Source organism: Streptomyces sp. NPDC030799, assembly GCF_055572255.1.
Genome location: NZ_JBVIDS010000015.1, coordinates 210157 through 232690, shown reverse-complemented (window position 1 = coordinate 232690; position 22534 = coordinate 210157). Strand labels below are relative to the sequence as shown.

The 22534-nt window shown below is 69.5% G+C and carries 21 protein-coding genes, 1 tRNA gene and 2 pseudogenes; 9 read left to right on the top strand and 15 right to left on the bottom strand.

Features of this window, described 5'->3' with window-relative positions; genetic code table 11:
• Positions 1-12: 12 nt before the first annotated feature.
• Positions 13-405 carry a pyridoxamine 5'-phosphate oxidase family protein gene (locus tag ACZ41I_RS33290; RefSeq protein WP_399766257.1) on the top strand — a complete coding sequence of 131 codons (393 nt, stop codon included), beginning with the start codon at positions 13-15 and terminating at the stop codon, positions 403-405.
• Between the two features lie 157 nt (positions 406-562).
• Here ACZ41I_RS33290 and ACZ41I_RS33285 read toward each other — a convergent pair whose 3' ends face one another.
• Positions 563-898 carry a hypothetical protein gene (locus ACZ41I_RS33285; protein WP_363216111.1) on the bottom strand — a complete coding sequence of 112 codons (336 nt, stop codon included), beginning with the start codon at positions 896-898 and terminating at the stop codon, positions 563-565.
• Positions 895-1152: a hypothetical protein gene (locus tag ACZ41I_RS33280; protein ID WP_363216110.1), complete on the bottom strand. Its 258-nt coding sequence runs from the start codon at positions 1150-1152 to the stop codon at positions 895-897. Before ACZ41I_RS33280 ends, ACZ41I_RS33285 begins: the two co-directional genes overlap by 4 nt.
• A gap of 113 nt (positions 1153-1265) precedes the next feature.
• Between ACZ41I_RS33280 and ACZ41I_RS33275 the strand changes: the two genes are divergently transcribed.
• Entirely contained in the window at positions 1266-2249 is a 984-nt protein-coding gene (locus ACZ41I_RS33275) for a helix-turn-helix transcriptional regulator (protein ID WP_399766262.1), read from the top strand.
• Positions 2250-2324: 75 nt separating this feature from the next.
• Here the strand turns inward: ACZ41I_RS33275 and ACZ41I_RS33270 are convergent, their stop codons facing one another.
• The 3 genes and pseudogenes from ACZ41I_RS33270 to lxmJ form a co-directional block, all read right to left on the bottom strand.
• Positions 2325-3371, bottom strand: coding sequence for a helix-turn-helix transcriptional regulator (locus ACZ41I_RS33270; RefSeq protein WP_363216108.1), 1047 nt, complete (start codon positions 3369-3371; stop codon positions 2325-2327).
• Between the two features lie 219 nt (positions 3372-3590).
• Entirely contained in the window at positions 3591-4697 is a 1107-nt protein-coding gene (locus ACZ41I_RS33265; RefSeq protein ID WP_399766268.1) for a sugar ABC transporter substrate-binding protein, read from the bottom strand.
• 236 nt (positions 4698-4933) lie between these two features.
• A pseudogene (gene lxmJ / locus ACZ41I_RS33260) lies at positions 4934-5530 on the bottom strand (F420-dependent peptide dehydroalanine reductase LxmJ); the annotation flags it as partial.
• Between the two features lie 105 nt (positions 5531-5635).
• On the opposite strand from lxmJ, the gene ACZ41I_RS33255 reads away from it, so the two are divergent.
• Positions 5636-6268 carry a hypothetical protein gene (locus tag ACZ41I_RS33255; RefSeq protein WP_468515801.1) on the top strand — a complete coding sequence of 211 codons (633 nt, stop codon included), beginning with the start codon at positions 5636-5638 and terminating at the stop codon, positions 6266-6268.
• A 74-nt stretch (positions 6269-6342) separates the two neighbouring features.
• On the opposite strand, the gene ACZ41I_RS33250 is transcribed toward ACZ41I_RS33255, so the two are convergent.
• A complete protein-coding gene (locus ACZ41I_RS33250) occupies positions 6343-6588 on the bottom strand; it encodes a LuxR family transcriptional regulator (protein ID WP_468515800.1) in 246 nt (81 codons plus the stop codon).
• 478 nt (positions 6589-7066) lie between these two features.
• Here ACZ41I_RS33250 and ACZ41I_RS33245 point away from each other — a divergent pair, with 478 nt between their 5' ends.
• Positions 7067-9097, top strand: coding sequence for a fibronectin type III domain-containing protein (locus tag ACZ41I_RS33245; RefSeq protein ID WP_399766276.1), 2031 nt, complete (start codon positions 7067-7069; stop codon positions 9095-9097).
• Between the two features lie 80 nt (positions 9098-9177).
• Here the strand turns inward: ACZ41I_RS33245 and ACZ41I_RS33240 are convergent, their stop codons facing one another.
• From ACZ41I_RS33240 to ACZ41I_RS33220, 5 genes are all read right to left on the bottom strand, one after another.
• The gene (locus ACZ41I_RS33240) at positions 9178-9630 is read right to left on the bottom strand and encodes a heat shock protein transcriptional repressor HspR (protein WP_363215120.1); all 453 of its coding nucleotides are present in this window, start codon (positions 9628-9630) and stop codon (positions 9178-9180) included.
• Between the two features lie 5 nt (positions 9631-9635).
• Positions 9636-10808: a molecular chaperone DnaJ gene (gene dnaJ / locus ACZ41I_RS33235; RefSeq protein ID WP_468515799.1), complete on the bottom strand. Its 1173-nt coding sequence runs from the start codon at positions 10806-10808 to the stop codon at positions 9636-9638.
• 36 nt (positions 10809-10844) lie between these two features.
• Positions 10845-11516, bottom strand: coding sequence for a nucleotide exchange factor GrpE (grpE, locus tag ACZ41I_RS33230; protein ID WP_363215122.1), 672 nt, complete (start codon positions 11514-11516; stop codon positions 10845-10847).
• Complete coding sequence (dnaK, locus tag ACZ41I_RS33225) at positions 11513-13360, bottom strand: molecular chaperone DnaK (protein WP_363215123.1); 1848 nt, start codon at positions 13358-13360, stop codon at positions 11513-11515. Before dnaK ends, grpE begins: the two co-directional genes overlap by 4 nt.
• Positions 13361-13454: 94 nt before the next feature.
• Positions 13455-14474 (bottom strand): MraY family glycosyltransferase, encoded by a 1020-nt coding sequence (locus tag ACZ41I_RS33220; protein WP_363215124.1) that lies wholly within the window; start codon positions 14472-14474, stop codon positions 13455-13457.
• A 200-nt stretch (positions 14475-14674) separates the two neighbouring features.
• Between ACZ41I_RS33220 and ACZ41I_RS33215 the strand changes: the two genes are divergently transcribed.
• Positions 14675-16942, top strand: coding sequence for a (Fe-S)-binding protein (locus ACZ41I_RS33215; protein WP_399766282.1), 2268 nt, complete (start codon positions 14675-14677; stop codon positions 16940-16942).
• A 293-nt stretch (positions 16943-17235) separates the two neighbouring features.
• Here the strand turns inward: ACZ41I_RS33215 and ACZ41I_RS33210 are convergent, their stop codons facing one another.
• Positions 17236-17559 carry an antibiotic biosynthesis monooxygenase family protein gene (locus ACZ41I_RS33210; RefSeq protein WP_363215127.1) on the bottom strand — a complete coding sequence of 108 codons (324 nt, stop codon included), beginning with the start codon at positions 17557-17559 and terminating at the stop codon, positions 17236-17238.
• 105 nt (positions 17560-17664) lie between these two features.
• Between ACZ41I_RS33210 and ACZ41I_RS33205 the strand changes: the two genes are divergently transcribed.
• The gene (locus ACZ41I_RS33205; protein WP_468515798.1) at positions 17665-18759 is read left to right on the top strand and encodes a Yip1 family protein; all 1095 of its coding nucleotides are present in this window, start codon (positions 17665-17667) and stop codon (positions 18757-18759) included.
• Positions 18760-18825: 66 nt separating this feature from the next.
• On the opposite strand, the gene ACZ41I_RS33200 is transcribed toward ACZ41I_RS33205, so the two are convergent.
• A complete protein-coding gene (locus tag ACZ41I_RS33200) occupies positions 18826-19323 on the bottom strand; it encodes a phosphoribosyltransferase (protein WP_363215129.1) in 498 nt (165 codons plus the stop codon).
• A 14-nt stretch (positions 19324-19337) separates the two neighbouring features.
• A complete protein-coding gene (dcd, locus tag ACZ41I_RS33195) occupies positions 19338-19913 on the bottom strand; it encodes a dCTP deaminase (protein ID WP_351243622.1) in 576 nt (191 codons plus the stop codon).
• A 574-nt stretch (positions 19914-20487) separates the two neighbouring features.
• Here dcd and ACZ41I_RS33190 point away from each other — a divergent pair.
• Positions 20488-20561 (top strand) — tRNA-Gly (locus ACZ41I_RS33190).
• Positions 20562-20686: 125 nt separating this feature from the next.
• Here ACZ41I_RS33190 and ACZ41I_RS33185 read toward each other — a convergent pair.
• A pseudogene (locus tag ACZ41I_RS33185) lies at positions 20687-21009 on the bottom strand (DUF2637 domain-containing protein); the annotation flags it as partial.
• Positions 21010-21082: 73 nt separating this feature from the next.
• On the opposite strand from ACZ41I_RS33185, the gene ACZ41I_RS33180 reads away from it, so the two are divergent.
• Both ACZ41I_RS33180 and ACZ41I_RS33175 read left to right on the top strand, forming a co-directional pair.
• Positions 21083-21400 carry a hypothetical protein gene (locus ACZ41I_RS33180; RefSeq protein ID WP_468515797.1) on the top strand — a complete coding sequence of 106 codons (318 nt, stop codon included), beginning with the start codon at positions 21083-21085 and terminating at the stop codon, positions 21398-21400.
• A gap of 612 nt (positions 21401-22012) precedes the next feature.
• Entirely contained in the window at positions 22013-22477 is a 465-nt protein-coding gene (locus tag ACZ41I_RS33175; protein WP_468515796.1) for a hypothetical protein, read from the top strand.
• Positions 22478-22534 lie beyond the last annotated feature (57 nt).

Here is a 22534-nt window from a genome sequence, read left to right as displayed (position 1 = left end):
AGGTTGCGGGGCATGGTGAAGCCCTCTGAGCAGTACCTGGAGTTCTGGCGAGAACGCCACCTGTGCACCCTGACGACGCTCCGGCCCGACGGCAGCCCGCATGTGGTTCCGGTGGGGGTGACCTACGACGCGGAGGCCGGGCTGGCCAGGGTGATCACCAACGGGACCAGCGTGAAGGCGGGGCATGTGCGGGCGGCCGGGGCCGAGGGCGCCCGGGTGGCGGTGTGCCAGGTGGACGGCCGGCGCTGGGCCACGCTGGAAGGACGTGCACGGGTGCGGACGGAACCGGAACGGGTCGCGGAGGCGGTGCGGCGGTACGCCGAGCGCTACGAGCGGACGCCGGGGCCGAATCCGGCGCGCGTGGTGATCGAGATAGAGGTGGAGCGGACCTTGGGGAACGGCTGAGGCGGCCGAAAAGATTCAGCCACCCTGACAGCGCTCCCATACCACGCAATGCCGGGGAATACCCCACAAAACTGCAGCGGCGTCACCGTGTTCAGGTCACGGTGACGCCGCTGCGGGGGGAAGCACCTGAGCGATCTTTTACGACGGGGGAATCGCGTCAGGCACTGCGGGGGGTGGCCGAGATGCTCGTCAGGTCCTGGTCCGTCGGTTCGACGAGCCGATGGTCCCGCTGGTCAAGGTTTACGAAGATCATTCCGTACCGGATGGCGCACCGCACCGGCTGGGGCGCGCCACGCGGCTTGCGCAGGCACCGGTACGCCCGCACGTCCTCGTCGTCGTCCCGGGTGACGACGACCGGCTCTCCGAACACGGTCACCATCAGCGAGTCACCACTGTGGGGGATGGCGGTGACCAGGTCGATGAAGTGCCAGCCGGAGCGGTAGGCCGTGGCCATTTCGCGACGGAAGGAGCGGTCGTCGGGTGGAGTGGTCATGACTCGGCGACCCACGTGCTGTCCCTGGGAGCGAACCATGTGCTGTCGCCCGGAGCAGCGGAGGCCTTGACGACCCACGTGCTGTCACCGGCACCGGCAGCAGACACGGTGCTCGTGCGCCAGGTACTGTCGCCCGCCGCGTCCGCCTTCGTCCCCGCGAGGCCATTCAGCGCCCCGAAGGCCACCACGGCGGAGAAGGCGGCGACAAGCGCCGAGCGAAGCATTTTCTTACGCATAGTCGGCTTCGTCCTCATGTGAAGGTCACCTCTCCCCCGTCCGAATACGACGATGGCCCATTCCGGCACGTCATGGCCACACAAACGATGCATCATGTTCCTGCACGTTCAGGACCCTGGGGGGTGGAGATTTGGCAACGAACGAGACTAAGCGGACACATCCCCACGGGCTGACCGACCTGTGCGAGGACGGACGCCGTCTTTACGGGAACGCTCTCCGAACGGGACGCCTAGCCCGCGCGGATGCGGAACCCGCACCCTGTCTGATGGAGTTCGCCCTTCTTCATCCCGACCCCGACGACCCGAACTGGCTCCGCCCGGTACCGCCTTCCATCGCCCTGGCCCAGCGGCTCACCCCCATCGAGCAGGAGATCACCCAGCGAAGGCGGCAGTCGATCGAACTGGCCGATGCTTTCGAGCCGTTCATGAGCATCAGTGCGCAGCCCACGGCGACCACACACTCGATCACCGTGCTGGAAGGCCTCGACCGGATCAACGCGGCACTCGATCTGGCCACGGCCCAGTGCCAGACCGAGATGCTCACCGTCCAGCCGAGCCGCCGCCGCCTCGAACACACCCTCACCCAGGGGCTGAAGCGGGACAGACCCCTGATCGAGCGGGGGTGCCGGATCCGGACGCTCTATCAGCACCCCGCCCGCTACAGCCCCGAGACGCTCGCCTACGTGGCCCAGTTCACCGACGGCAAGGTGGAGTACCGCACCATCGACGAACTCGTCGAGCGGCTGATCATCTGCGACGAGACCGTGGCCTTCATCCCGACCCGCGACGACGGGGAGATCGCCCTCGAACTCCGGCATCCGGGTCTCGTCCGCTATCTGATCAAGGTCTTCGAGTTCATGTGGACCCGCGCGGTCCCGCTGAGCGCCGGCGCCCCCTACGAGACCGCCCCCGACGGCATTACGGAGATCCAGCACTCCATCGCCAAGCTGCTGGTCGAGGGCCACGTCGACGAGGCCATCGCCCGGCGCCTGGGCATGAACGTCCGCACCTGCCGGGCCCACATCGCCAAGCTCGCGACAGCGCTGGGCAGCGGCAGCCGCGCGCAACTCGGGTTCCTCATCGCCCAGTCGGGGATCCTCAAGCAGGAGCCCTGACGCCGGAACACGACGCGGCCGAAGGGCCCTGCCCGATCCGCCGGGGCGGCCGGCACACCGCCCGGCCCGGCTGTCTCATCGCACGCTCGGGGATTGCTGATCAGGAGCCGTGAGCGCGCCGGCGGGCGGACCGGGGCGGCGGTGGCCGTCCAGGCCGACCTGGGCGATCCGGACGCCGAGTTGGGTGCGGCTGGCCGCGCCGAGGGTCTCCGAGAGGCGGGCGATGTGGGCGCGGCAGGTGCGCACGCTGATGCCGAGCCGCTCGGCGATCACCGCGTCCTGGTGACCCTCGGCGAGCAGGGCGGCGATGGACTGCTCGCGGTGCGAGATGCCCTCGATGCCGGTGTCGGGGAGGGGAGCGGTGAGCGGGATGGCCAGGCGCCACAGCCGCTCGAAGACCGTGACCAGGTAGGCGACCAGGGCCGGGTGGCGCAGTTCCAGAGCCATCGTGCGGTCGGCGTTGGCGGGGATGAAGGCCACCGTGCGGTCGAAGAGGATCAGGCGGTCGATCACCTCGTCCAGGGTGCGGGCCTCCACCGTGTCGCCCATCAGCTCCAGGTAGTTGAGCAGCCCCTGCCCGTGCCGGGCCACGTGCGTGTACAGGTCCCGCATGCGCACGCCCCGGCCGCGCAGCGCCAGCGCCCGGTGCAGCCCCTCGGTCAGCTCGGCCTCCCGGCGGATGCCGCCGGGCTGCACGGTGAGCACCTCGGTCGTGCACGCCTCGGTCGCCTCGTCCATCGCGGCCTGGATCCGGGACAGCCCGTCCAGCACCCGGATGGCGCTGCCCTCGGCGGGCGCGGCGAGCGCACCCAGCTGACGGCCGAGTCCGGCGTACCACTCGAAGGCGGCGACCGCCGAGCCCACCCGCCGCTGGCTCTCGCTGACCTCGTCGTAGACGCCGCGCAGCAGCCTGGTCATGACCTCCTGCGGGGACGTCGGCACCAGCCAGTCCATGTCGTCCGGGTCCGGGTGCAGCAGGGCCAGCTCCAGCAGGCAGGGCACCGTCTCGGCATCAGTGCGCGGCACCCGCCCGCGGCGTACGGCACGGGAATACACCCGATCCCCGGCCGCGCACAGTCGGTCGGCGCCGTGTGGATGCTCCTCCGCCCCGCGCCCGGCCATCGCCCATTTCACCCCCGGTGTGCTGCCACTTCCGCAGCGCAACTATGCGCGGCGTCGACCGGGTCCGCAACACGGCTCGGCTCAACGCGGCCACCGGAAAGCGCGGTTATGTCTGGATATCCGCCATGCTCCGTCCCCCGCATTGCAACAAGCTGAAGCGGTCCGCCAGGGGCGTGAGGATTGTTGTCCCGCTGCTCTCGGGGGCGCGGGAAAGGCGCCCTACTTCAGGCCGATCGCCGCGCAGGCCGCCTTGTACTTGGCGGTGCAGATGTCGTCGACGGAGTAGATGCCGTCCGCGATGACCGTGGACTTGATGGTGTGCTTGGTCAGGGCGGTCGGCTGGATCAGCTTGGCCGGGATGTCCTTGGCGGTGGGGCTGTCCACCTTGTCCTGGGTGAGCGCGTCGAACTGGATGTCCTTGCCCTGGACCTTGGCGACGGCCATCTGTGCGGCGGCCTCGGCCTCGTCCGGGTAGGCCTTGTAGACGCTCATGTACTGCTCGCCGGCCAGGATCCGCTGGACCGCGTCGAGTTCCGCGTCCTGACCGGTGACCGGGGGCAGGTTCGTGACGCCGACCGCCTTCAGGGCCTTGATGACACCGCCCGCCATGCCGTCGTTGGCGGCGTAGACGCCGGCGATGTTGTTCTTGCCGACCGCGCTGATGGCCTTGGCCATCTCGGTCTCGGCGAGCTCCGGCTTCCAGTCCGTGGTGTCGTACGTCTCCGCGATCGTCACCTTGCCGTTCAGCTCGGAGAGCGCGCCCTGCTTGAACTGCTTGGCGTTCGGGTCGGTGGGCGAGCCGTTCACCATGACGATCTTGTCGGAGGTGTCGGTGTTCGGCCCGAGGGCCTCCAGCAGGGTGCGGCCCTGCACCTCGCCGACGAGCTCGTTGTCGAAGGAGACGTAGGCGTCGATCGGACCCTCGGCGAGACGGTCGTAGGCGATGACCGGGATGCCCGCGTCCTTGGCCTTCTTCACCCCGGCGGCGACGGCGTGCGAGTCGACGGCGTCGAGCAGGATGATGTCGACCTTGTCGTCGATCATCTGCTGCAGCTGCTCGGCCTGCCGGGAGGCGTCCGCGTCGGCGTTGGCGTACTTGACCTCGCCCTTCTTCCCGGTGAGTTCGGCGACCTTGTCCCTGATGATGGGGTAGTCGAACTTGTCGTAGCGGGTGTTCGCCTTCTCCGGCAGCAGCAGGCCGACGGTCATGTCGTTGCCCTTGCTCGGGCTCGCGTCCGCGCCGTTCCCCGTCGCGTCCAGCACGCCGCATCCGGCGAGCGAGAGGGTCATCGTGGACGCGGCCACGGATATGGCGATACGACGCATTCGAGAGCTCACTTCAGGTGCGTTCCGGACGTAGGGCTGCTATACGACCCAGGTGTCTGAAAAGACAACGCGCAGGCCGCACCCGACGTCAAGCCGAACTACTTAACGAGTCCGCAACACCACCCTCGGCTCACTCTGTGAAGGCCGAGCAAAATCCCCTCCAAACACTCTTTACGGACCCTTCATCCAAGGAGACTTCAGGAGACGGCAAAGGAGACGGCAAGAGAACGGTTCGATCAGATGACCGAACAGACCCGGCCATCCGCGTCCGTACGGCCCGGCCCGCCGGAGCCACGGGCCGCCAGGATCTCCTCCAGGTCCGCGACCGCGGCCGCCACGCCCTCGGTGAGCAGCACCGCCGTCGGATTGAGCAGGACCTCGTCGACCCCGGCGGCCCGGTATTCGGCCAGGGCAGCCGCGATCTCCTCCGGGCTGCCGGCCACGACCGCCCCGGCCCGCAGCAGTTCGGACGCCGGGTCGGGACCGTCGACGTCCACGCCCGCCCGGCGCAGCATGTCGGCGTAGTGCGGGGCGCCGAGATGGTCCCGGGTGGCGAGGCGGGCCAGCCGGCGCGCGTCCCGGCCCCGGCGGCGGACCGCCACGTGGACGGCGGTCGCGATCCGCGGAGGCGCGGCCCGGCCCGCCGCGGCGGCCCCGGCCGCCAACGCCGGTACGAGGGTGTCCCGCAGGTAGGCGGGCGGGGTCATCCGGGTGATCGCGACGTCCGCGGTCGCCCCCGCCGTACGGGCCATCGCCGGCCGCAGCACCCCGGCGCCGACCTCCACGGGAGCATGCGGGCCCACCGGGGGCAGCGCGGCGTGCAGCCGCGGGAACGTCCGAGGCCCGTCGTCCGTCCCCCATGACGTACGGCTCTTGACTTTCCCTTTACCGACTCGCCGACTCACCGACCGGACAGCAACAGCAAAGGAACGACCCGCATGCCGAAGGACCCGGCACCCAAGTCCACGCCCGACGCCCAGCACGCGGAGCACGAGGAGTACGGGGAGCACGAGGAGTACGGGGAGCACGAGGAGTACGGGGACGAGCCGGAGGAGCAGCCCGTCGTCGAGCACGTCGCGGACGACGACCACTTCGGTGCGGTCACCGTCCGGCTGGACACCCGGGAGGGCGAGGTGACCGTGACGGGCGCGTCGGTGCCCCGGGTGGTCCTGCGCCGCGCGGCCGGTACCCAGCCGGCGGACCATGTGCCGATCGGCACCCGGGACGGCGCCCGGCTGACGCTCACCGTCGACGGCACCGAGGCCGAGGTGGATCCCGCCAAGGGCCGGCTGACCAGGCGTTCGTACCGCGTCGACGTCCGGCACGGGGACCGCTGCTGGCGTCTGGTGCCCGACTCGATCCCGGGCAGTCGGCTGCTGCGCGGCGAGGAGCCCCTCGGGGAGTTCACCTCGGAGGGGAACGGACGGGTGGCCGCCGAGTGGGGCGAGGACGCGGCCGCGGATGCCACGGACGCGGCCGTCGGCTACGCGCTGGCCGCCGCGTTCGGCACCGGGGCGCAGCCGATGTGGATGATCGCCATCGAGATGGTCGGTGACATGCTTCCCGGCTGACCGCTCGTCACGCCCGGGCCGGACCTGGTGTACCGGAGGGGCCCGGCCCGGGCGTCGTGGGAATCAGCCGCGGATCAGCCGCGGTCGGCCCGGATGTCGTCGGCGTACAGGTGCGAGACGATCGCCGCCTGGAGCCGCGACGTGAGGTCGAGCTTGCGCATGATGCTGGCGGTGTGCGCCCGCACCGTCCGCTCCGCGATGCCCAGCCGGCGCGCGAGCCGGCGGTTCTGCTCGCCGGTGGCGAGCAGCAGCAGGACCTCCCGCTCCCGTTCGGTGAGCGCGGAGAAGTCCGGCGCGGCTTCCCGTACGGCAACTGCCATGTGGTTCCCCCTGGGCGATCGGTCGCCCGGCTCTCCAGCCTGCCAACCGCCGGGTGCCGGCACGGGCCCGCGAGCCCGCAGCTTGCTGCAGCCGGAACGGCGCGTGATCAGCGCGGTGGCCGCCGGAGGCGGTTGCGGCCGCCGCGCGGACCAGTTCCAGTTCCTGGAAACCCGCCGCTGCGACGCCGTCGTTCACTGCCAGCCGTTCACGGACGAACAAGCCGGCTCTCGCACCGTGTGTGCCGTGGCTGCGCTGCCCCTGTACTTCATGATCACGACTCTGCCACCCGTGGGTGCGGGCACTGAAGGGGAGCTGTTGTCAGGATCCTGCACGGCCCGGGGCACCTTCATGCCAGCCCGGCCACGGCCCCCACCAGGAGTTCAAAGGGAGGCAAAGATCCGTACAACCAACCCCCTCGGCCGCGAGTCATGATCACCGCCAGCCGTATGCCGCCCTCCGACTCGACCAGAGGACCGAATGAACCCAGCCAGATGCGCGACCGCCGCGGCCGTCGTACTCGTCACCGCCGGCGGCCTGCTGAGCGCGGTCACCGCGTCCGCCTCTGCCACGGTGAACTGTGCCTCGCCGGTGTACAAACGGACGTTCTATGCGAACACCACGTTCTCCGGCACGCCGCAGAAGACCGACTGCGACTCCGCCATCGACCAGAACTGGAGCGGGGCGCCCGCCACCGGCCTGCCGAAGGACGGCTTCGGCGTCCGCTGGACCGTCACCCGCGACTTCGGCTCCGGCGGACCCTTCACGTTCGCCGTCTCCGGCACCGACGGCATCCGGGCCTACCTGGACGGCGTCCGCAAGGTCGACCTCTGGTCCAACACCTCGACCGCGCGCGCCAGGACCGTCTACGTCACCGTCCCGCAGGGCAGGCACACCCTGCGGCTCGACTACGTCAACTGGACCGGCAGCGCCCAGGTGAAGTTCGCCTACACACCGCGCACCTCCGCCACCGTCGACAAGGTCGCACCGCTCGCCCCGACCGGGGTCGCCTGGGACCACTACACCGGTGACCCGGACGGCATACACGCTCAGCTCAGCTGGGCGAAGAGCAAGGAGATGGACCTCGCCGGGTACCGCGTGTACCGACGGGTGGCGGGCACGAGCAGCTACACACGGGTCGGTACGACCACGGCGACCGCCTTCAGCGAACGGCCGCCGCAGACCGGCCAGTCGTACTACTACGAGGTCCGCGCCTACGACAAGGCCGGCAACGAGTCACCCGGAAGCACCGACCAGGGCCCGGTGCCGTCATGGGACCGGACCCCGCCGGCCGCCCCGAAGCTCACCGCGGCCGGCACGGAGGACGCCAACCAGTTGTCCTGGACGGCCGTCCAGGACGCCGTCGGCTACCGGGTGTACCGCAAGGCCGCCGACGGCACCTCCTTCACCCAGCTCACCGACACCACCTCCACCGGCTACACGGACACCCAGGCGGCCTACCGCACGGCCTACGACTACAAGGTCGCCGCCGTCGACGCGCACGGCAACGCCGCGGAGTCCGCCGTCGTGAGCGCCACCCGGACCATCACGCCGCCGCAGGACGTCACGGTGGACACGAGCAGCGGCGAGCTGGTGCTCCGCTGGACCGAACCCGTCGGCACCGCCGACTACACCGTGCGCCGCTCGGCCGACATCGCCGACGGCTCCCGCAACTGGCAGACCCTCACCTGCGGTTCCCCCACGAGCACCACGGACGCCGCCGGCAACACCGTGCGCACGTGTGCCGACTACTCCGGCCACCGCGGGCGCACCTACCACTACACGGTGCTGCGCAAGGACGCCTCCGGCCGCTGGTCCGTGCCCTCCGCCGAGGTCACCGCCACCCGGCCCGGCGACGAGACGCCGCCGCCGATCGTGACCGGGCTGGCCGCCGAGCCCCTGGAGTACGGCATCCGCCTGTCCTGGCAGCCCAGCACCGCGCCGGACCTGGCGTACTACGCCCTCTACCAGCAGCAGGACACGTCCCACGACCCCGAGTACGTCGGCAAGGTGGACGCGTCGGAAACGCAGACTCTGCTGCCCTGGCCGGCCGACGGCTCGTCGCGGCGCCTGTTCGTCGTGGCCGTGGACGTCTACGGCAACTCCCTGACCTACGTGGACGATCCGTACGTCGACGACTGGAGCGTGCCCGTCGGCTCCGTCCCGGTGACCGCGCTCGACCTCCGGCCCACGACGGTCCCGGACGCCACCTCCGGCTGCCAGACGATCACCTGGAACACCAGGAGCGGGGTCACGCTGGAGCCGTGGTGCCCGTACGAGGACATCTCCAAGGTGACCGGCTTCCACGTCTACCGCTGGGACCGCGCCCAGGGCCGGTTCGTCCGGCTGACGCAGACCGCTGTGCCCAGGGGCAGTGCCGACTGGGTCTGGACCGACACCGACGCCCCCGCCGGTACGACCCTCTACTACATGATCTCCCTGGTCTCGGCGGACGGCACCGAGGCCTTCGCCGACATGGACTACGCCATCACCCGGCCGAGCACGTCCTGACCTTCCCGGCCTGCCCGGCCTTCCGGCATGACGAAGGGGCCCGCGGTCTCCCGCGGGCCCCTTCGCGTGTTCCACTCAGGTCAGTCCTGTTGCTGCTGCCGCTTCGGCCGCCACACCACCAGCGCGCTGGTCTGCTGGACCTCCTGGTACGGGACCAGGTCGCGGCGGTAGGAGGCGTGGACGGCGGCCTCGCGCTGCTGCATCGCGGCCGCCGCGCCGTCCAGGGCCGCCTGCAGTTCCGCGACGCGGGACTGCAGGGCGGCGACCTGGTTCTCCAGTTCGATGATGCGCTTGATGCCGGCCAGGTTGATGCCCTCGTCCTGCGACAACTGCTGCACCTGGCGGAGCAGTTCGATGTCGCGGGCCGAGTAGCGGCGGCCCCGGCCCGCGGTGCGGTCCGGGGAGACCAGGCCGAGGCGGTCGTACTGGCGCAGCGTCTGCGGGTGGAGTCCGGAGAGCTGGGCCGCCACCGAGATGACGTAGACCGGGGTCTCCTCGGTCAGTTCATACGGGTTACGTCGACGGCCGTCCATCTCTCTCAGTCTCCCTTCGCGGCCTCGAACAGCTCCGCCCGCGGATCCTCACCCGCGGTCGCCTCGCGATACGCCTCCAGTGCGTCACGAGCCTTCCCCGACAGGTCCTTGGGGACACGCACCTCGACGGTGACCAGAAGGTCGCCGCGGGTGCCGTCCTTGCGGACCGCGCCCTTGCCGCGGGCGCGCATGGTGCGGCCGTTGGGCGTGCCGGGCGGCAGTTTCAGGGTGACGGCCGGGCCGCCGAGGGTCGGCACCCTCACCTCGCCGCCGAGCGCGGCCTCGGTGAAGGTCACCGGGACGGTCACCGTGAGGTTGTCGCCCTTGCGCCCGAACACCGGGTGCTCGCCGACGTGCACGACCACGTACAGGTCGCCCGCCGGTCCGCCCCGCTCTCCGGGCGCGCCCTTGCCGCGCAGCCGGATGCGCTGCCCGTCGGTCACGCCGGCCGGGATGCGGACCTGCATCGTGCGCGAGGACTTGGCGCGGCCGCTGCCCTTGCACTCGATGCACGGGCTCTCGGCGACCAGGCCGCGGCCCTTGCAGTCGGGGCAGGGATCGGTGAGCGAGAAGCCGCCGCCGGAGCCCCGGGAGACCTGCCCGGTGCCGACGCAGGTCGGGCACATGCGCGGTGTGCCGTTCTTGTCGCCGGTGCCGGCACAGGCCTTGCAGGGCGCCTGGGAGGACATCCTGAGCGGCACCGTGGCGCCCTCGATGGCCTCCGTGAAGCTCAGCGTGACCTCGGTGTCGATGTCCTGGCCGCGCCGGGGCTGGGTGCGTGCGCCCGTGGCCCCGCCGCGGTTGAACAGGCCCCCGAAGACGTCACCGAGTCCGCCGCCGAAGCCGCCGGCACCCCCGCCCTGGGCGCCGCCTCCGAAGAGGTCGCCCAGGTCGAAGTTGAAGGAGCCGCCGGCGCCCGGCCCGGGGCGGAAGCCGCCGTTGCCGAACAGGGCGCGCGCCTCGTCGTACTCCTTGCGCTTCTTGGGGTCGCCGAGGATGTCGTTCGCCTCGGAGATCTCCTTGAAGCGCTCCTCGGCCTTGGTGTTGCCCTTGTTGGCGTCCGGGTGGAACTCGCGGGCGAGCTTCCGGTACGCCTTCTTGATCTCGGCCTCGGTGGCGTCCTTGGGGACGCCGAGGACCTTGTAGTAGTCCTTCTCGATGAAGTCCTTGGTGCTCATCCTCGACGTCCCTCCTTCCTGTCTGCGGTGATCACGTCAGCCCTCGTCCGGGCCACCGTTCTCCTTGTCGTCGGCGGAGCCGGCCTGCTTCGCCTCGGTGTTCTCCTCGGCGCCCTCGGCCTTGACGGTCTGTGCGCCGGGCTGCGGCTCGGCGACGGCCACCCGCGCGGGGCGGATGGTGCGCTCGCCGATGCGATACCCGGGCTGCAGGATCGCCACGCAGGTCGTCTCGGTGACGTCCGGCGCGTAGGAGTGCATCAGCGCCTCGTGGATCGTCGGGTCGAAGGGCTCGCCCTCCTTGCCGAACTGCTGCAGCCCCATCTTCGCCGCGACGGTCTCCAGCGACTCGGCCACCGACTTGAAGCCGCCGACCAGTTCACCGTGTTCCCGCGCGCGGCCGATGTCGTCGAGTACGGGCAGCAGCTCGGTCAGGAGGTTCGCGATGGCGATCTCCTTGACCGCGATGCGGTCCCGCTCGACCCGGCGGCGGTAGTTCTGGTACTCGGCCTGGAGGCGCTGGAGGTCCGCCGTGCGCTCACCGAGCGCCGTGCGCACCTGGTCCAGCTGGGCCACCAGGCCCGCGTCTGCAGTTCCGTCCCCGGCCGGGGCCGCCCCCTCCTGGGGGGCGGCCTTCGACTCGGCGTCGTCGGGGGTGGCGCCGGAGGGGACGTCGGGCTTCTCTTCAAAGCCCGGGGTCTCCTCCGTCACGCGGCACCGTCCTTGCGCTCGTCGTCCACGATCTCGGCGTCCACGACGTCGTCGTCAGCGGGCTTGCCGCCCTGGGCGGCGCCCTCCGGACCGCCGGCGCCCTGCGCGGCCTGGGCGTCGGCGTACATGGCCTGGCCCAGCTTCTGCGAGACGGCCGCGACCTTCTCGGTGGCGGTGCGGATCTCGGCGGTGTCCTCGCCCTTGAGCTTCTCCTTCAGCTCGGCGACGGCGGACTCCACCTCGGTCTTGATCTCGCCGGGGACCTTGTCCTCGTTGTCCTTGAGGAACTTCTCGGTCTGGTAGACGAGCTGCTCGCCCTGGTTGCGGGTCTCGGCGGCCTCGCGGCGGCGGTGGTCCTCCTCCGCGTACTGCTCGGCCTCCTGGCGCATGCGGTCGACCTCGTCCTTCGGCAGCGAGGAGCCGCCGGTGACGGTCATCTTCTGCTCCTTGCCCGTGCCCAGGTCCTTGGCCGTGACGTGCATGATGCCGTTGGCGTCGATGTCGAAGGACACCTCGATCTGCGGGACGCCACGGGGCGCCGGGGGCAGACCGGTCAGCTCGAACATGCCGAGCTTCTTGTTGTACGCCGCGATCTCGCGCTCGCCCTGGTAGACCTGGATCTGCACCGACGGCTGGTTGTCCTCGGCCGTGGTGAAGATCTCCGAGCGCTTGGTCGGGATCGTGGTGTTGCGCTCGATCAGCTTGGTCATGATGCCGCCCTTGGTCTCGATACCGAGGGACAGCGGGGTGACGTCGAGCAGCAGGACGTCCTTGACCTCGCCCTTGAGGACACCGGCCTGGAGCGAGGCGCCGATGGCGACGACCTCGTCCGGGTTGACGCCCTTGTTGGCCTCCTTGCCGCCGGTCAGCTCCTTGACGAGCTCGGCGACGGCGGGCATACGGGTGGAGCCACCGACGAGGACGACGTGGTCGATCTCGTTGATGGAGATGCCGGCGTCCTTGATGACGTTGTGGAACGGCGTCTTGCAGCGCTCCAGCAGGTCGGCCGTCAGCTGCTGGAACTGAGCCCGGGTGAGCTTCTCGTCCAGGTGCAGCGGGCCCTCGGCGGACGCGGTGATGTAGGGAAGGTTGATCGAGGTCTCGGTGGAGGAGGACAGCTCGATCTTGGCCTTCTCGGCGGCCTCGCGCAGACGCTGCAGGGCCATCTTGTCCTTGGACAGGTCCACGCCGTGGCCGGACTGGAACTGCTTGACCAGGTAGTCGACGACGCGCTGGTCCCAGTCGTCACCACCGAGGTGGTTGTCACCGTTGGTGGCCTTCACCTCGACGACGCCGTCGCCGATCTCCAGGAGGGACACGTCGAAGGTGCCGCCACCGAGGTCGAAGACGAGGATCGTCTGGTCGTCCTTGTCGAGGCCGTAGGCCAGCGCGGCGGCGGTCGGCTCGTTGACGATGCGCAGGACGTTCAGACCGGCGATCTCACCGGCCTCCTTGGTCGCCTGACGCTCGGAGTCGTTGAAGTAGGCCGGGACGGTGATGACCGCGTCGGTCACCTTCTCGCCCAGGTAGGCCTCGGCGTCCCGCTTCAGCTTCTGCAGGATGAACGCGGAGATCTGCTGCGGGTTGAAGTCCTTGCCGTCGAGCTGGATCTTCCAGTCGGTACCCATGTGGCGCTTCACCGAGCGGATGGTCCGGTCCACGTTCGTGACCGCCTGACGCTTGGCGACCTCGCCGACGAGCACCTCACCGTTCTTGGCGAAGGCGACGACGGACGGCGTGGTCCTGGCGCCCTCGGCGTTGGTGATGACGGTGGGCTCGCCGCCCTCCAGAACGCTGACGACGGAGTTAGTCGTGCCCAGGTCGATGCCGACCGCACGTGCCATGGTTGATTCCTCCAGCTGACTTGAGTGCAACGGACTCAAGTGTGCATGACGGCCACCGCTGGGTCAACAGACCTGAGTCGCCAAGACTCAAGTCTTATCCGTTCCTTACACGCAACTGGCCGCTGACCTGCGTCGATTCCGTGCGCCGCGGCGACTGGACAGGCATGCGAAGGAGGACGAGCACCACCAGCAGCGCCGCTCCGGCCACCCAGAGCACGGCGCCCTCCCCGGTCCATCCGGTGTGCACGAGCACCCCGACGAGCACCGAGGAGAAGGAGCCGGCACCCAGCAGCACGACCGAGCCCGGCGGGGTCAGCCCGAGCGGCCGCATCCGGTGCGCGAGATGGTCCGGGCCGCGCCGCAGCAGCGGGCGCCGGGCCAGCCCCCGGGCGAGGACCACGAGGACGGCGTCGGCGATCGCCACCGCGCCGAGGCAGAACATCACCGCCGCGCTCGGCGCCAGGTCGTACCCCGCGCGCGTGAAGACGAGGGACGACGACAGCAGGAACCCGGTGAACAGCGAGCCGCAGGCGCCGAGCCCGATCCGGGCGGGGTGCCAGTTGTGCATCAGGAAGCCGGTGAGGGCCGCGGCGAACACGCTCAGCAGGACGGCGAGCCCGTCCATCAGCTCGGCGGCGGCGCAGGCCCCGGCCCCGAAGGCGGTGACGACCCCGACGGTGCCGGCCAGCCCGTCCGCGTGGTCGAGCCCCTTGAAGGCCAGCGAGGCGACGACGATCCACACCAGCGCGAGCAGCCCGCCCGGCACGCCCGTCGCGTCGTACGGCACCACGCAGGCCGCCGCCACGGTCGTACCGGCGACGAGCACCCGCGCGCGCAGCCGCCACACGTCCGCGACCAGCCCCAGCGCGGCGACCGAGCAGGCGGCGACCAGCAGGCGGACGACCCCGTCGCCGAGCGGGGCGACCCGGGTCCACTGCCCCATCCAGGTGACCAGGCAGGTGACGACCACCACGGCGAGCCCGCCGAGCAGCGGCAGCCGCCGCTGCCGGCGCCGGTCGACGATGCCCGCCCGCAGCGCGGGGACCCTGAGCAGCGCCGCGAGGACGGCGGCGAGGAGCAGGGCGGCGGTGGCGGCGGCGATCCCGTAGAGCACGGCTCTAAGGTAGGGGCGAATGTAGCAATTCGGTACGAATAACACGATCCGATGACCCGTGGGATGATGCGCATCACCCCGCGCCCGGCTGCATCCCGCAGGAAGATGGGGGTAGTCTCAAACGGACTGCATAAGTTACCGCTTAGTAATGTCGCCCGTTTAAGTCGCCCAGTCAGTTCGAGGCCGCCTCAGGAGCCCCAATGCAACTCGCCGCGATCATCGTGTCGCTGGTCCTGATCGTGGTCGGCGTGGCACTGTTCGGCCGCGCCCTCCTCCAGATCTACAACTTCATGAGGCTGGGCCAGTCGGTACCGGCCGGCACGCGGACCAACGACCCCGCACAACGCGTCCTCACCGTGGTCAGGGAGTTCCTCGGCCACACCCGGATGAACCGCTGGGGCGTCGTCGGTGTGGCGCACTGGTTCGTGGCAGTGGGCTTCTTCACCCTGCTGCTGACGATCGTCAACGCGATCGGACAGCTGTTCCAGGCGGACTGGATCCTGCCGGTCATCGGCGAATGGGCGCCGTACAACATCTACGTCGAGTTCATCGGCACCATGACGGTGGTCGGCATCCTGGTGCTGATCGGCATCCGCCAGCTGAGCCACCCGCGCAAGCCGGGCCGCAAGTCCCGCTTCGCCGGTTCCAACTTCGGCCAGGCGTACTTCGTCGAGGCCGTCATCCTCATCGTCGGCGTCTGCATCTTCATGCTGCACGCCCTGGAGGGCGCCCAGCACCACGTCGACGGCTACGAGGCCTCCTTCTTCCTCTCGTACCCGGTCGTGTCGTGGCTGAAGGGCATGGACGTCTCCACGCTCCAGAACCTCACCTACTTCTTCGCCGGCCTGAAGATCGCGACCTCCTTCATCTGGATGATCACGGTCGCCCTGAAGACCGACATGGGTGTGGCCTGGCACCGCTTCCTGGCGTTCCCGAACATCTACTTCAAGCGCAACGCCACCGGCGAGACCTCCCTCGGCGCCCTGCTTCCGATGACCTCCGGCGGCAAGCCGATCGACTTCACCGACCCCGGCGAGGACGACGTCTTCGGTGTCTCCCAGGTCGAGCAGTTCTCCTGGAAGGGCCTGCTGGACTTCTCCACCTGCACCGAGTGCGGCCGCTGCCAGTCGCAGTGCCCCGCCTGGAACACCGGCAAGCCGCTCTCCCCGAAGCTGCTGATCATGTCCCTGCGGGACCACGCGCACGCCAAGGCGCCGTACCTGCTGGCCGGCGGCGGCAAGACGATGGAGGGCGAGGAGAAGGCCTCCGAGGAGCAGCTGAAGGACGTCCCCGCGGCCGCCCTCGCCGAGGCCGAGCGCCCGCTGATCGGCACCGCCGAGGAGAACGGCGTCATCGACCCGGACGTCCTGTGGTCCTGCACCACCTGCGGCGCCTGCGTCGAGCAGTGCCCGGTGGACATCGAGCACGTCGACCACATCGTCGACATGCGCCGCTACCAGGTGATGATCGAGTCCGCGTTCCCGTCCGAGGCGGGCACGATGCTCAAGAACCTGGAGAAGAAGGGCAACCCCTGGGGCCTGGCGAAGAAGCAGCGCCTGGAGTGGACCAAGGAGGTCGACTTCGAGGTCCCGGTCGTCGGCAAGGACATCGAGGACCTGTCCGAGGTCGAGTACCTGTACTGGGTCGGCTGCGCCGGCGCCCTGGAGGACCGCGCCAAGAAGACCACGAAGGCCTTCGCCGAGCTGCTGCACATCGCGGGCGTGAAGTTCGCGATCATGGGTGGCGACGAGAAGTGCACCGGTGACTCCGCCCGCCGCCTCGGCAACGAGCCCCTGTTCCAGGAGCTCGGCATGGAGAACGTGGCCGCGCTGAACATGGCGTTCGGCGAGGACGACGAGGACCCCGCGACGAAGAAGCCCAAGTCGGCGAAGAAGATCGTCGCGACCTGCCCGCACTGCCTCAACACGCTCGGCAACGAGTACCCGCAGCTCGGCGGCGACTACGAGGTCATCCACCACACCCAGCTGCTGCAGCACCTGGTGGACGAGGGCAAGCTGATCCCGGTCACCCCGGTCGAGGGCATCATCACCTACCACGACCCGTGCTACCTGGGCCGCCACAACAAGATCTACACGCCTCCGCGCGAGATCATCGGCAAGGTCCCGGGCCTCAGGAACGAGGAGATGCACCGCCACAAGGAGCGCGGCTTCTGCTGCGGCGCCGGCGGTGCCCGGATGTGGATGGAGGAGCGGATCGGCAAGCGCATCAACAACGAGCGCGTCGACGAGGCCCTCTCCCTCAACCCGGACATCGTCTCCACCGCCTGCCCGTTCTGTCTCGTCATGCTGACCGACTCGGTCAACGGCAAGAAGAACGAGGGCAAGGCGAAGGAGTCCATCCAGGTCGTGGACGTCGCCCAGCTGCTGCTCGACTCGGTCAGGACGCCGGTCGACCCGGCGGGCGAGCCGGAGACCGAGAGCGAGCCGGAGCCCGAGCCGGTGAAGTAACCCCCCGGCTCTCCCGCGTACGGCGCCCCCTGCTTCGCACAGGCAGGGGGCGCCGTCGTTTCCGTGGTCCCCTGCCCGGCTGTCACAGATCCGGCCGCTGCCTTGTCCTGCTGATGTGCGCGCGGGCGCACCGGATGTCCGGTGAATGCCGCCGGTGTCCGTCCCCCTCCGGGAATCCGCGTGCCGTCCGTTGCCGAGATGTCCGCCGAGTTCGGCATCGCGGCCTCGACCGCGCAAAAGGCATTGGCCCGTCCGCACAGGGACCGTCGGCAACGGGGCGCCCGGCGCGGCGGCTACTCGCTCTTCGGCCCCGCCTGCTGCACCACCTCGAAGGACCACAGCGTGGAACCGGAGGCCGCCGGCTTCGGCCGCTCCCCCTCCGTGCCGCCCTGATGCGCGGCCTTCATCGGGCCCTCCATCCACGCCTGGAACGACTCCTCGTCCCGCCAGCGCGTGTACACGAGGTAGGTGTCGGTGCCCTCGACGGGCCGCAGCAGCTCGAACCACTCGAAGCCGTCGGAGTTCTCCACGGCGTGGGCGCGGGACGCGAACCGCTTCTCCAGCACCTCCCGCTGCTCGGCGGGCACGGTCAGCACATTGATCTTCACTACGCTCATGGCCCCATCCTGGACCAACGCTCCCCGCTCCGCCTCACCGGCCGAGGGGTCCCCGGGGGAAACCCTGAAGACTCCCTGGTCGAATCGCTGACGGTCCCTTAGGGGATGTCACAGGTCGGCCGCAAAGCCGGGCCCGGAAGCCCGGGCCGGGCACGTCACTCTCCGGGACCAGGTACGTTCGATGACGTGGCTGGATTCAGGATCGGACGCGGGGGCCGGGACAACCGCACCCCCCAAGGACAGCAGGCGCCGCAGGGACCGTCGTACGGCCGGCCCGGACCGCAGCAGGGGCAGCCCGCGGGGCCGTCGTACGGGCAGCCCTCGGGGCCCTCGTACGGCTACCCGCAGACGCCGCAGCGGCCGTACCCGCAGCAGGGGCAGCAGCCGTCGTACCCGCAGCAGGGGCAGCCGTACGGCCGGCAGAGCCAGGCGTACGGCCGGCAGGGACAGGCGTACGGACACCCGGGCCCGGCCGACGACGGGCCGGAGTACTTCGGGGACGACGGCGGTTACCCGGGCGGCGGCGCTTCCGGCCACGACCCGTACGCGGCCAACAACCCGGGCCACACCCAGGCGTTCTCGATCGACGAGGCCGCCGACTACACCCAGGGCGCGACCTACCACGCCGGTTCGGCCGCCGCACCCGCCGCCCCGCTCGGCCCGCCCCTGCACTGGAAGGACCTGCTGAAGGGGATCATCCTTTCCCCCGACCAGACCTTCCTGCGCATGCGGGACTACACGATGTGGACCCCGGCCCTCATCACCACCTTCCTCTACGGCCTGCTGGCCGTCTTCGGCTTCGACGGCGCCCGCAAGGACGCGATCAGCGCCACACTCTCCAACGCGGTGCCGATCGTGCTGATAACGGCGGTCGTGATGGTGCTCGGCCTGTTCATCCTGGGCGTGGTCACGCACACGCTGGCCCGCCAGCTCGGCGGCGACGGCGCCTGGCAGCCGACGGTCGGCCTGTCCATGCTGATCACGGCCCTCACGGACGCGCCCCGCCTGGTCTTCGCCATGTTCTTCGGCGGCGACGCCGGCTTCGTCCAGGTCCTCGGCTGGGCCACCTGGATCGGCGCGGGCGCCCTGCTGACGCTGATGGTCTCCCGCTCGCACGACCTGCCCTGGCCGAAGGCGCTGGGCGCGTCGGCGATCCAGCTGATCGCGCTGCTGTCGATCGTGAAGCTCGGCACGTTCTAGTCCCCCGGGCATGCGAGAGGGCCCCCGGCGCCGCGGCGCCGGGGGCCCTTCATGTGCCTGGTGTGCTCAGGCGTCGAGCACCTGTCCGGCCCGCTGCACGACGGGCGGCTCGACGCTCCACGGGAAGTTGATCCACTCATCGGTCCGCTTCCAGACGTACTCGCACTTCACGAGGGAGTGGGACTTCTCATAGATCACCGCGGAGCGCACCTCGGCGACGGTGTCGAGGCAGAAGTCGCGCACGAGCTTCAGCGTCTTGCCGGTGTCGGCGACGTCGTCGGTGATCAGCACCTTCTTGTCGGAGAAGTCGATCACGTTGGGGACGGGCGCGAGCATGACCGGCATCTCCAGGGTCGTCCCCACCCCGGTGTAGAACTCCACGTTTACGAGATGGATGTTCTTGCAGTCCAGCGCATAGGCGAGCCCGCCGGCGACGAACACACCGCCCCGCGCGATGCTGAGCACGATGTCCGGTTCGTACCCGTCGTCGGCGATGGTCTGCGCGAGCTCGCGGATGGCGGCGCCGAAGCGCTCGTAGGTCAGATTCTCCCGAACATCACTCATGCCTGTGGCTGCCCTCACACCTGGGTCCGATGGAAATTGACGTAGGACCGCGAGGCGGTCGGCCCGCGCTGCCCCTGGTACCGGGAGCCGTAGCGCTCGCTGCCGTAGGGGAACTCGGCGGGCGAGGTCAGCCGGAACATGCACAGCTGGCCGATCTTCATCCCGGGCCAGAGCTTGATCGGCAGCGTGGCGAGATTGGACAGTTCGAGCGTCACGTGCCCGCTGAAGCCGGGGTCGATGAACCCGGCGGTGGAGTGCGTGACCAGCCCCAGCCGCCCGAGCGAGCTCTTCCCCTCCAGCCGCGAGGCAAGATCATCAGGCAGCGAGATGACCTCGTACGTGGAGGCGAGCACGAACTCCCCGGGGTGCAGGATGAACGGCTCGTCCCCCTCCGGCTCCACGAGCCGCGTCAGATCGGGCTGCTCGACGGAGGGGTCGATGTGCGGGTAGCGGTGGTTCTCGAACACCCGGAAGTACCGGTCCAGCCGCACGTCGATGCTCGACGGCTGCACCATGGATTCGTCGTAGGGATCGATCCGTACCCGTCCGGCGTCGATCTCGGCCCGGATGTCCTTGTCTGAGAGAAGCACGTAGCGAGGATACGCAAGGCGCGCGGAGCCGTGACAATCGTGACGACTCCGCGCGCCTGAGTTACGACGCGACTACTGACAGTCGCTGCCGCGATTCACTGCCACTGCTTCGATGACGGCCTCTACCGCTGTTCTACCGCTGCCTCTCCAGGGCGACCGGCACCACACTGCGGAGCCGGGCGCACCGGGGACACCTCATGAGCCGGCGAGGGCCGAGCCGGTCGGCCTGCTGCATCGGGAACGAAGCGGTGCTGAAGACGTGCCCGTCCGCGCAGCGGACGACGGTGCGTTCCATCAAGTCCCTTAAGTCCCTTCCCCAAGAGCCTCGTCGGGCTTACCGCCCTGACGACAAAAGCCACATTACGGGATCAAAGAGACGACTCTCCAGGCGGCACTCCGGCCCCACCCGGACCCTCCCCGAGGCCCCCACCGTACGCCCCAACTCGGCCCGGCCGCAGCCGGATCCACCCCTGAAAAAGACTCAGACCCCAGGGCCTCGGCACCAGGGGTCCGCGATGATGTACAGTGAGCAAGGTCCGGACACCGGATCCGCGAGGATCATGTCCGAACTTACGCGGGTGTAGTTTAATGGTAGAACATCAGCTTCCCAAGCTGAGAGCGCGAGTTCGATTCTCGTCACCCGCTCCATGCGAAACCCCCAGGTCAGAGACCTGGGGGTTCTTTGTTGTCTGGACCAGTGGACGGGCTGCGCACCACAACCGCACCATGAGCGGCGGCCGGCTGCCGGTTGGGCTTCTCCCTGTGGTGCGCTCTCAGAGGTGGGCAGCGATCGCTTCGGCCAACGGCGCCGGAACGCCGAGGCGGGTTTGCGAGGTCGGGGTATCGATCGGGTGCCGGTCCGGGTGTGGTGCTCGGCGGCGACCTTGCGGGCGTGGGCGACCAGGGCGGTTGGAACGGGTACGGGTGCGGTTTGCCGGGGCGATTCGATGGCAGGCGTGGCAGGCGGCTCGGGCGTGGCTTCGGGCTCGCCCTCCTGGTCCTCGATGACCTCGGGGTCGGGGCCCGTCTTGGGCGCGGTGTGAGCGAGGAGGGTACCGCCGAGGAAGGCGATGGCGGGCCAGCCCGCGACAAGGACCAGGGCCCCACCCCAGTTGACGACCAAGGCCCGGCATCGCATTCGAAGCCGGGCCTCATGCATGCTCAGCCACATGAGCGCCTACAGCAGCGACCTTTACCTGAACGTCACAGACGCCACCGGCGACGGCGTCGAGGTGGACGTCGCAACGAACCTGCTGAACGGCACCGTGCGCCTTTCCGTGCTGTGGACCCAGGAGATCTACCTGACACCCGACGACGCCGAACGGGTAGCCGAGTCCCTACAACGAGCTGCCGAACACGGTCGGCGCATCGCGGAGGCCAGCAGCCCGAAACCCGGCCAAGAGCGTCGGCCACCGCGGGGCGAGCTGCCGTCCGGCGCGCGCCGTCTGCTCGTCCATTCGCACGCCGCCCCGCTCCAACCCGCATGAGCGGCCTTAACTTCGAGTCCCGCCTGCGCTGCCGCAGACGGGGACTCGGCCCTGTGCGTCAGTTCCTCCGGCGACGCCCCTGCGCATAGGGACCGTGGCGATCATGTTCCCGCCATTCCTCCTCATGGGGGTCACGGTCTTCGCCACCCGCGTTGTCTCCAGGAGTTGAAATGTGTTCCCCATTGTTGACCTTGGCCAGCAGCGAGGCGAGTGGATCAGGGGGACCGTCGCTGAAGCGATCGGAGCCGCGCTCGGGCGGCGGCCCCGGCTCCGTCCTGTCGTGACGCGACCCTGACGTACCGCTCATGAGTAGCCCCCTCCGAACTCACTGAGATGCACGCGAGATCCTTCCCTGGAAGGTCGTCGGTAACCCGAATCCACGGGCCGTGTGGCGAACACGGTCAAGAGGCCCCCGACCACCGCTGCAACGGCCGCAACCACAGCCGACATAGTTGGGCTTCCCACAGTTGCCTCCCTATGAGCACCCAGAGGCGTCAGCCGGCCCCCTCGGACCCGTTTCAGTTTCCGTGTCAGTCAGCTACATGCAGGGCGCGCCGGCGCAGTAGTTGGACTTGCGCCACGCAGTATCGCGGATCGTGGTGGGCTTGGGACGTGGAGACCATCATCGCCAGTGGCATAGCCGTCCTGGGGACCCTGCTTGGTTCCGGAATCAGCTTGGCGTTACAGCACCGCACCACCGACATGAGCCACCAGTTCACCCGGCGCGAGAAGCTCCGTCAGGAACGACTCGACGCCTACTCCGCCTACGCCGGCGCCTTGGTGAACTACAGGCGCTGCCTGGTCCACCTCTGGTTCTGCGAACACGAGCAGCCACCACCCGAGGACCCCGAAACAGTCCGCGTTCGCTCCTACGGCCTGCGCTCGAATGCTCAAGAGGCGCTGTTCCGGGTGCAGATGCTCACGGACGACGAGACGCTGAGCCAAGCCGCGGAAGACGTGCTTGCAGACATCTCCACGGTCATCAAGGCTGAGGACAGGTCCGAGTACGACGCGATCAGGGCGCAGACCCACGACGGCATCGGGCGGCTGATCAGAGCAGCCAAGCAACACCTCTGAGGCGTACCTGGATCTGTCGGTCCCGCCTTCGACGCCCTGGAATCGCAGTGGCGCCAG

What these genes read in the sequence shown, in the direction of transcription:
- ACZ41I_RS33290 (WP_399766257.1), top strand. Translation starts at nt 13, where the DNA reads ATGGTGAAGCCCTCTGAGCAGTACCTGGAGTTCTGGCGAGAACGCCAC.
- ACZ41I_RS33270 (WP_363216108.1), bottom strand. Translation starts at nt 3,371, where the DNA reads ATGGCCGGGCGCGGGGCGGAGGAGCATCCACACGGCGCCGACCGACTG.
- ACZ41I_RS33255 (WP_468515801.1), top strand. Translation starts at nt 5,636, where the DNA reads ATGCCGAAGGACCCGGCACCCAAGTCCACGCCCGACGCCCAGCACGCG.
- ACZ41I_RS33200 (WP_363215129.1), bottom strand. Translation starts at nt 19,323, where the DNA reads ATGAGTGATGTTCGGGAGAATCTGACCTACGAGCGCTTCGGCGCCGCC.
- ACZ41I_RS33205 (WP_468515798.1), top strand. Translation starts at nt 17,665, where the DNA reads ATGTCACAGGTCGGCCGCAAAGCCGGGCCCGGAAGCCCGGGCCGGGCA.
- ACZ41I_RS33215 (WP_399766282.1), top strand. Translation starts at nt 14,675, where the DNA reads ATGCAACTCGCCGCGATCATCGTGTCGCTGGTCCTGATCGTGGTCGGC.
- ACZ41I_RS33285 (WP_363216111.1), bottom strand. Translation starts at nt 898, where the DNA reads ATGACCACTCCACCCGACGACCGCTCCTTCCGTCGCGAAATGGCCACG.
- ACZ41I_RS33240 (WP_363215120.1), bottom strand. Translation starts at nt 9,630, where the DNA reads ATGGACGGCCGTCGACGTAACCCGTATGAACTGACCGAGGAGACCCCG.
- ACZ41I_RS33265 (WP_399766268.1), bottom strand. Translation starts at nt 4,697, where the DNA reads ATGCGTCGTATCGCCATATCCGTGGCCGCGTCCACGATGACCCTCTCG.
- dnaK (WP_363215123.1), bottom strand. Translation starts at nt 13,360, where the DNA reads ATGGCACGTGCGGTCGGCATCGACCTGGGCACGACTAACTCCGTCGTC.
- dnaJ (WP_468515799.1), bottom strand. Translation starts at nt 10,808, where the DNA reads ATGAGCACCAAGGACTTCATCGAGAAGGACTACTACAAGGTCCTCGGC.
- ACZ41I_RS33250 (WP_468515800.1), bottom strand. Translation starts at nt 6,588, where the DNA reads ATGGCAGTTGCCGTACGGGAAGCCGCGCCGGACTTCTCCGCGCTCACC.
- ACZ41I_RS33280 (WP_363216110.1), bottom strand. Translation starts at nt 1,152, where the DNA reads ATGAGGACGAAGCCGACTATGCGTAAGAAAATGCTTCGCTCGGCGCTT.
- ACZ41I_RS33180 (WP_468515797.1), top strand. Translation starts at nt 21,083, where the DNA reads ATGAGCGCCTACAGCAGCGACCTTTACCTGAACGTCACAGACGCCACC.
- ACZ41I_RS33245 (WP_399766276.1), top strand. Translation starts at nt 7,067, where the DNA reads ATGAACCCAGCCAGATGCGCGACCGCCGCGGCCGTCGTACTCGTCACC.
- ACZ41I_RS33210 (WP_363215127.1), bottom strand. Translation starts at nt 17,559, where the DNA reads ATGAGCGTAGTGAAGATCAATGTGCTGACCGTGCCCGCCGAGCAGCGG.